Here is a 7,259-nt window from a genome sequence, read left to right on the forward strand (position 1 = left end):
GTATAAACTAATACTCCGCTACAATGTTAGACAGGGACAAGCTTATCCGAAGGGGTTTCAAGAATATACATTTACTATCGATGACCTTAATGTAGAGAACAATTTTGCGATAACTAGTGTAATGGGAGACTTTTATAACGATCCGATGGCCTTTGTTAGGGTGGCAAAGGATGAAGTGTGGAAAGGCCAAACACCGGGTGCGGAACATACGTTCACTAGATACATTGAAGACACTGTAGGTAATCGCTTTAAACTGAGCGGCAAGCTTATCCCAATAGAAGGAACTGATTGGGGAAATGAACCCCAAAAATTCCTTGGAATACTAGATACTGGCAGTGTCAACATAACTACAATTTATTAATTAAATTGTAAATTTGGATAACTAATTGGCGGATTTTTTCCGCCAATAATTATCTATTGAAAAATGAGGTTGAGATGAAAGAAAATATCATGATGGCAGCAACTGATTTTGGCCGTAGGAAGTTCCTAACTAACAGCATCCATTTGGCTATATTTAGTAGCGTAGCTATTACTCCTATGATCGCGACTGCTGCTAAAATAGGAGCATGGATTGATGAGGATCATGTATTAACTATCTTCAAACATGAATTTTTAGGATTCAATGGTGCATTGATAGATCCGGTTACTGGTATGTATATGCTTGGTAATGGATATCGTCAATATAATCCAAGAATAAAACGTTTTCTTGCTCCTGATTCGCTCAGCCCATTCGGCCAAGCTGGTATAAATATGTATGCATATTGTCATGGAGATCCTGTAAACAAATTTGACCCCACAGGGCATTTGGATATGGCGAAACTTTTTGTTGGTATTTTCACTGCTGTAGTTGGAATCGCGGCAGCTATTGGCGCACCATTTTCAGGAGGTACTTCAATAGCCATAGGTGCTTCTATTATTTCAGGGATTCTTGGCGCTGTTGGCGGTGCCTTTAGTATTGCTGCAACAGCACTGGAAGACACAAAGCCAGAGATGGCGTTGCGTTTTGATTATGTAGCGATGGCTTTTGGGATTGCATCTACTGCAGTAGCCGTTGGTGGTGCATTTAGTGGTGCTATGCAAGGTCTTCGCAGTGTAAATAATCGCTGGAAAGTTACATACAAACTAAAAGCTGGAAATTATCTTAAAAGATCTTCTGCAGTCCTTGAAAAGGCAATGAAGGACCAGTCTAGAATCACAGGGATCAGTGAGCATGCTCGTTTATATGAAATGGGCGCCGAGGCAATGCATATTACACAAACTACAGGGAGCAGGACTGCGTGTACTCTTGAGACATTAAGAGAAATGAAGGAGTGGTATACACCGCTTTCAAAATCCTTTCCTGGTCGTTTTTCGTGGAAAGTCGAGCATGCTGCTGCTAAGGGATTTAAGTCTAATCCATTTCATTTTACGAAGAAGGTGATTGGTGGCCTGATAAAAAAAGATACTGGTGCGAATTTGGGTCTGGGGATAGCGAATACAGTTATGAAGTCTGTCTCAATTAGTACAAAGTTAGCAGAATTACATCAAACAGAGACCTCGGCTAATACAGGTGTTCTGGCTGCTACACTATCAAAAACGCGAAAGGTAGGATTTGATATCATAAACACCCCCAACAACAGTACTCAAAATAATTCCGGGATGGATGCAAACATTCGCGACGGTATTTTCGCATAAATTGGAGGCTTTACATGTCAGATAACAATATTTTTTCATATTCAAATAATTCTAACGGTTTTATATCTGCAGATGTTAATGAGAAAAATGGTTGCTTTAGTTTTGTGGCTAAACTCGTTGAGATAAAAGCAAATAATCTCGCAGGCCCAAGAATGGAGTTGTCACTACAGTTCGCGCAATATAATAATAAAGATACAGGTTTTGGACCTGGATTGAGTGCTTCATTGCCTTACATTGATCTGACTCAGCATATCTTTGCTAATGATAGAGGGGCTATTGTAAAGTTAAACAGTTCAAATTCGAAGCCAGATGAACCCTGCCTGCTCGATTTCAAATTAACAAGAACAGGCACAAGTGAGTACAGAGTAATATATAAGGATGGTACTCAAGACTTTTATAAGGTAGTCACTGGTTCAGTCTGTGCAGTTTTAACTCGTCGTGAGAACAACCTTGGTAATGGAATAAACATCGAGTGGACACCAGCAGGAAAACTAAGAAGAATAAGCGATGATCTTGGAAAAGAGTTTTTGTCTTTTAATCAAGCTCAGGATCAAGATAAGAGAGAGATCTCAATATATGGCGGGAAAGCATTCGTTTTTACTTCCCATTCACTCAATAAACATATTATTACTCTACCATATGAGCATTCTGGTGAATGGGGAAATGCTCCTAGATATGAGATTTCGCGTTCACCAGACCAAATTGTGAAAACGTACTATATTATTAATAAAATCCTTATGCCTGATGGTTCTTTACATGAACTTAAATATATAAGATTGAAAATGCCAGCTGGTGCTCCTAGTGCTTCTTTGCCGGCTGTTTCCATCCACAAAGTAACTAAAGGCAATGAGAATATTAAATATTATGAATATGAATACACTTCAGCAGATCCACTTATAGGTGATAATAATGCATATGGGCGAAATGCCAATGTATCATTTCTCCCATTCAGTGATCCACTATATTCATATTCGAAATCGTATTATTATATGGTGAAAAAAACACAGCTAGATCATCTAGATAATAAGATGACTACCACATTTAAATATGACAAGTTTCATAACCTAGTGAAGTCTGAGACAATCTACATGGGGTGCACTAAGACAGATAGCTATGAATATTCTGTCAATATGTCAGGTAATGTCAGTGCACAACAACCAACATTTAAACTTATTAAAACTCATTTGTGCAAATATGAGGGAGCTAACGGTTCTTTTGAGGAAAGATTTGACTATAGCTACGATGATTATGGCAATATCTTAGAAGAAATAGAACGTCAAAAAGAGAAGAAGATTGTTTATGAGTATTATGATACGCTCCAACAAGCGGAGGCAGATCACTGCCCTCAATATCCTTTTGTTACCTTTATGAAGAGTCAGACCGTTTTTGATCTCAAGAATGGGCACTCACGTATTGTATCATCACGTAGTTATACTCATATCGATTCTGAAAAACCACTAAGTATATTTATTTCTGAGGACCATAATCCTTACACTGGTCTGAAAACTAGCTATTCTTATGACAAGAATGGCAGGCAAATCAATTTGAACATTAAAAACGGAGATTTTACTCGCAGTGATAATCTGACCTATAGCTATACAAAATCAAATCTGGTCGTTGAACAATCAAGTAATCCAAGTGATGGATATAATGATCCAATTTACGAACGGCATATCTATGACCTTCTAACCGAGAACATTGTTGAATATCATCAACAAGGGTCAACTGTTAGTTATGAATATTTATTCGATGGTCGATTGAAAACTGAAACTGTTGCACCAGGAACAGAGTTTAGTTGTAGTCGTCATTATTTATATAATGACATTGAAAACTCAATAGTAATCATTGATCATGCAGATAATCAGAAAAAAGTTTTTTTTGACATTAACGGAAATGTTCTTGCCACATACTTTACTATTCCTGGTGTTGTCAGTGACTTCCTGTCTGAAAAGTCTCTCTATAATAGTATGGGGCAACGTTATCGTACTATTTCATATGATTTTGACATTAAGAACAATGAGACGAAATGGGAAAGTGTGACTAATTTCATTTATAATGGATGGGGTGGCATTGAGAAGGTTATTGAACCAGATGGAAAAATTTCTTTCGATTATTCTGACCCAAGCACTAACATTAACCATAAAGGTGTTTTGGGTCTTTCTTACGAAAAGTCGATGATGGATACGATAGAAAGAACCATTACTAGAAATAAGTATGACAATGTTGGTAATTTGATGTCATCAATGGTGGTCAAGCATAACTGCTTTGATGAGACATTAGAAACTAGCGATAGTAATGGTGTACATACATCTTTTATTTATGATAATTTTGGTCGTATTTCCAGTTTAGTCACCTCCGCAGAAGATGGCTCATCAGTGATACGTAAAGAAGTGAGGAATATATATTCCCCTTATGATATGACTGGTGAATGTATAGAAGCTGTAATTGGCAACGATAGAGAAGTCGGTCGCCGTGATTTTGATGGGCATGGTCGGGTCAGAACAGAGTTTGTAAATAATGAGAAAACGTCGTTTTCTTATGAGCCTGGTTCTCTCTTTTATAATCGAATTATAAAAAATGATGCTGATGTGATTGAAGCTAAATATAATAATAGCTTAGGCGTTTATGAAAAAGTAGGTAACAATAATAAGGAGTACCATAATCGGACTGGTGCCGTTCTTTTCGCCGATCGGAGTGATGTTGATGCGGCGTTGTCATTCGATTATCGTTTTGACGGACTACTAATTAGAGAGACAAGTGTTTATGGTGATAATATACATGAGTACTCATTTAAGGGACTGCCACTTAGAAGCCAGTTCTGTGATGGTTCTAGTAAAGTAATTACATATGATTCTAACCAAAGAATATCATCTATTATTGAACCTACAAATTCTATATATTACGATATGTATGATGAGTTTTCCAGACCATTGAAAATTCGTTCAGTAGGTGAGAATAATTTCATAATAACTCATGATTATTCACATCTTCCTTATTCTTATACATCGAGGACTGAGTGTGATGGGAATGTATTGATTGAGTGTTGCAATTATACTAATGAATCTAGGCTCAGCAAAAAGTCAACAGATTTCAATGGTGCTATTCTTGATGAGAGCTATGCCTATGATCCTTTAGGAAGGCTTATTACATATGTTGTTGATGGAACAAGAAAACCTAGAGACCAGAAAGGAAATATGATAAGTAAACAAGAGTTCATCTATGACTCTTATGATAATATCACCCAGGTAACTACAGTATTTGAAAACAATGAAAAAAATATTGAAACATTCGTATATGATGACATAAATCCTACAAAGTTAGTTATGATCAAAAATTCTAACGTAGAATATTCTGATTATGAGCTTGAAGGGGAATATGATAAAAACAACAATCTCTTGGTAGATGAAACAGGAAACCAATTCACTTATAACATATATGGTGAGTTGAGAGAAGTCCGTGACAGTAGTGGAAAGTTCTTGTGCTCATATGAATATGATGCACTCGGTCGTATTCTATACCAACGATTAGCAGATCAACCACTCATTCAGTATAAATTTAACGAAGGACGTCTATTGTCACTAGAGCAAGGTCGTGGTGAGATTATTTTTTCCTATTTAGGTAATAAACCTATAGGTAATGTGAAGAATCTGGATGGTAATAGCTCTCATTATAACTACATTACAGATATGAATAATTCACCTCTACGGATAATTAAGGATAAGGAAACTACGCTATCTATTGATTACACATATACAGCATATGGTCATCGTGAAGTAATATAAACTGAATCATGTCATGATAATGTGGCGCTGAATAACAGCGCCATTCTAACTATTTATCGTAATAATATTCTTAGCAAGTCAATAGAATGTAAATAAATAGATGCTTGAATAAGCTAAATGTAAGACTGTATTTGATGGTATAATAGCTCATAGGAACATTGATGTACCATAAAGAAGAAATACCCAAGCATATTGAATTGGCGATATGGCTAAAAAATATGAATCGATTTGTTTTTCTTGATGAAATCATGAGCGCTCAAAGTTTATCAAGAGGTCGCGTTTATGTTTTGTTAGATAGGATGTCAAAAGAAACACAGTATATAAAGATAGATAAGAGGAGGTTTAAAACACTTGTTCAATGGAAAATACAAATAATGGTTAGTTGGATTGACATGCAATACTTTTCTGACAAGTATAAATATCATACTTCTATTAGGTCATCTGTCTGGTCATTACTAACCAGTAAAAGATGGTCTGATTTACTTACGGAATTTGAATCAGGTAACTATTACTTTAACTCTATGGAATAGTTGGTGATGTGTACAGAGTGTGTGATTCATAGAGATCACATCGGCGTTGTTGCCTAAATAGATGCAGCTTGAATAGAACTAACTGAGGGCGCGGTGATCTGATCCCCACCATCCCCTTCAAGTCTGCATCATGTGTACAGATCTAGTTATCACCTGACACCGGCCTCAAACCGGTGTCTTGTTTACGCTACTTTAGTGCGCACTTCCTTCGGTATCAATTTCAGACCCTTCTTGAACATGGAGTAGGGGGTTTGACCCTCCATCATCCTGCCTTGATGTGGCCGCTGGGTGTTGTAGTGCTCCAGGTAGCTATCCAGGTCTGTCTGCATCTGCTCTACCGACTCATACCAGGTCGTTCTCCCCTTGATACGGAAGTGTTCATCCAGCAGTGTGCTATGCAGCCGCTCGATAAAGCCGTTGCTCTGCGGCCTGCGCACCTTGGTGGTTCGGTGCTCAATCCCCTCCAGTTGCAGGAACAGCTCGTAGGGATGGTGGTCAGGGCGCCCACAGAACTCGCGCCCGTTATCCGACAGGATGGTATAGACCCGTGCCTCGTGGGTTTCAAAGAATGGCAGCACCGTTTCGTTAAGCACATGGACCGAGGTGATGGGCAGTTTGCTGGTGTATAGCCGCCCCCAGGCGTGGCGGCTATAGCAGTCCAGCACGGTTTGCAGATACACCTTACCGACCCCCTTGAGCGCGCCGACGAAGAAGGTGTCGACCGCCACCAGCTCCCCGGTGTAGTGGACCTCAATCTGGCGTTCTCGGAACTCGGGACTGAATCGCTCTAACAGGCGAATTTGCTCGTCATTGAGCTCAATGGTCTGCTCACGGTGGGTTTTCTCGAGGCGCAACAAGCGGTCGTGTTTAGAGAGCAAGTCGTGACGTTGCCACACACCACGCACGCCGCCGGCACTGACATTGATGCCTTGCAGAGCCAGTTCTTGGGCGACCCGCAGCGGGCCATGAGTTGGTCTGGTGAGGGAGTAATCGAGTATGGCCTGTTCAATCTCGGGAGCGACCCGATTGGGATGAGCCCCTTTACAGCCGGGCAATTTGTCGAGCAATCCCTCGGCGCCATAGGTCTGGTAATTACGGCGAATTTCGTAGAACTGCTGACGGCTGTAGCCGATGAGCTTGCAGGCTTTGCTGACATTATTGAGCTCTTTGGCAAGCTCTAGCAGGCTGAGTTTGCGACGTGCTACTTTCTCGTTGGTGGTCATACGGTGACTCCAGATAACACGGTAGGGGTACCGTTTTGTTATCCGGTTTG

Annotated in this window: 5 protein-coding genes; 4 read left to right on the forward strand and 1 reads right to left on the reverse strand. The window is 39.5% G+C overall.

The window, feature by feature from the left end; translation table 11 throughout:
* From AACS18_RS11995 to AACS18_RS12010, 4 genes are all read left to right on the forward strand, one after another.
* The coding region (locus AACS18_RS11995) for a hypothetical protein (RefSeq protein WP_181363269.1) at nucleotides 1-361 on the forward strand (361 nt) is incomplete at its 5' end.
* 74 nt (nucleotides 362-435) lie between these two features.
* A complete protein-coding gene (locus AACS18_RS12000) occupies nucleotides 436-1,674 on the forward strand; it encodes an RHS repeat-associated core domain-containing protein (protein WP_108612385.1) in 1,239 nt (412 codons plus the stop codon).
* A 14-nt stretch (nucleotides 1,675-1,688) separates the two neighbouring features.
* Nucleotides 1,689-5,456: an RHS repeat domain-containing protein gene (locus AACS18_RS12005; RefSeq protein ID WP_146184758.1), complete on the forward strand. Its 3,768-nt coding sequence runs from the start codon at nucleotides 1,689-1,691 to the stop codon at nucleotides 5,454-5,456.
* Between the two features lie 161 nt (nucleotides 5,457-5,617).
* On the forward strand, nucleotides 5,618-5,986 hold the full coding sequence (locus AACS18_RS12010; RefSeq protein WP_146184759.1) for a hypothetical protein: 369 nt from the start codon (nucleotides 5,618-5,620) through the stop codon (nucleotides 5,984-5,986).
* A gap of 182 nt (nucleotides 5,987-6,168) precedes the next feature.
* Here the strand turns inward: AACS18_RS12010 and AACS18_RS12015 are convergent, their stop codons facing one another.
* Complete coding sequence (locus AACS18_RS12015; protein WP_108612388.1) at nucleotides 6,169-7,209, reverse strand: IS481-like element ISAs19 family transposase; 1,041 nt, start codon at nucleotides 7,207-7,209, stop codon at nucleotides 6,169-6,171.
* Between the last annotated feature and the right edge of the window lie 50 nt (nucleotides 7,210-7,259).

The sequence above is a fragment of the Aeromonas sp. HMWF015 genome, from assembly GCF_963878965.1.
Taxonomy (GTDB): Bacteria; Pseudomonadota; Gammaproteobacteria; order Enterobacterales; family Aeromonadaceae; genus Aeromonas; species Aeromonas veronii.

What these genes read in the sequence shown, in the direction of transcription:
- AACS18_RS12015 (WP_108612388.1), bottom strand. Translation starts at nt 7,209, where the DNA reads ATGACCACCAACGAGAAAGTAGCACGTCGCAAACTCAGCCTGCTAGAG.
- AACS18_RS12000 (WP_108612385.1), top strand. Translation starts at nt 436, where the DNA reads ATGAAAGAAAATATCATGATGGCAGCAACTGATTTTGGCCGTAGGAAG.
- AACS18_RS12010 (WP_146184759.1), top strand. Translation starts at nt 5,618, where the DNA reads ATGTACCATAAAGAAGAAATACCCAAGCATATTGAATTGGCGATATGG.
- AACS18_RS12005 (WP_146184758.1), top strand. Translation starts at nt 1,689, where the DNA reads ATGTCAGATAACAATATTTTTTCATATTCAAATAATTCTAACGGTTTT.